This is a genomic window from Ehrlichia minasensis, from assembly GCF_004181775.1.
GTDB lineage: Bacteria > Pseudomonadota > Alphaproteobacteria > Rickettsiales > Anaplasmataceae > Ehrlichia > Ehrlichia minasensis.
Genome location: NZ_QOHL01000052.1, coordinates 1 through 1,399 on the forward strand (window position 1 = coordinate 1; position 1,399 = coordinate 1,399).

Here is a 1,399-nt window from a genome sequence, read left to right on the forward strand (position 1 = left end):
GATCCTTTTCTTGAGCAAGAGGCTGCGAAAGGTAAGGATCAAGATAAAGGGCCTTTGGAGTCTGGCATTGTACAACAGCCACCTGAGAAATATAAAAAACCTGCAGTTCAATTTTTTGATTGGGATAGTAAGAGTTATAAGGAGAAAGATCCTTTTCTTGTGCAAAGTGAAAAGGAGCTTAAAAGTACTCCGCCAAAGGATGGTACTGCAGCTCAACAAGAAGCAGGATTAACATCTGATGTACAAGCAAGTGCTGGAGTAAAGTTCAGTGGATTTATGTCATCTGCGACAGTCACTTTATTTGATAAAAAGCCTGTCGTTGTTTTACCAAATCAGTCATTAAATTTGTTTCTCACAGTAAAAGATAGCAAAACCAGCAGGGAGCGTCACCATATGAGAATGGCTTTTGACAACGAGTTAAGAGTTGTAAGGCGCATGCATTTTGTATACTTACGCAATATTTGTAAAAGTATATTTATAGTAACTGCTAATCGGTTGTATTGTGGTAGACACCTAGTGGAAAGTTTAATCGTGCAACAGACAGGAGATCCATATTTATTAAATTTTCTTCTAAAAGCTTCTTGGATATTGGATTGCGCACGGTTATGCAATAATGCTGCAGTGCGGCGCAGACTTATTTATAATAATTATTTTTTATTAGATGCAAGTTCATTGGACAATGCTGTTGTAGACCTTATAAATTGTATGCAGCCTGGTAGTACAAGTCGATTAAGAGTGTGTGTTCCTAATGTTTATGATAGGTATATGCGCTTTAGCCCTAGGATAATACATAATCCACAGTATTTTCGAAGATTACTGTCTCTGTTATGTCGGCTTGTCAATATGAGGTTATGTGTTTCTGGAACTTCTGAGGAAGTATTGGATTTTGCAATAGTAAATCTTTGTATTATGTTTGGTTGTATGTATTCAAATTATGCAAATTTTGCAGGACTCCCAGTTGAGGCTAACATTGAAGAAATAATTGATAATATGAAATCGAGTAACCTTAAGAGAGGAGTTCTTGGAAGGAAATGTTTTTCATTGTTTATGCAGTTTAGCAATGTATATGGTGTAGTTTTTAATAATGCTAATACAATACGAATATGTGATATAGATTTTCCACCGGTACTTTTGCAACAATGTTCTGAACACTTTGCTGGTCAAGTTGAACATGCTGTTGCTTCTGGTAGTATGGGTTTTCATGTTGTCATGCAGAATATATCTATGCAGTTGTGTATGCTGGTGGATAAAATGAGTATAGCGGCTTGTGAGGAAGAGATAAGTGCATATGCTGAAATATATGATAGGATGATAAATAGTTCTAATGTTGGTGAAGATAAAGGACAGCAAAGATAGATGTTTGTATAAAATAAATGTGGTTCTACAAAATTAAGGTGCA

1 protein-coding gene is annotated in these 1,399 nt (G+C 35.7%); it reads left to right on the top strand.

Annotated features, from left to right (window positions below; translation table 11 throughout):
• Positions 1-1,356 (top strand): DUF3514 domain-containing protein (locus DRF75_RS04985; protein WP_129992778.1); only part of this gene is annotated, 1,356 nt, incomplete at its 5' end.
• Positions 1,357-1,399 lie beyond the last annotated feature (43 nt).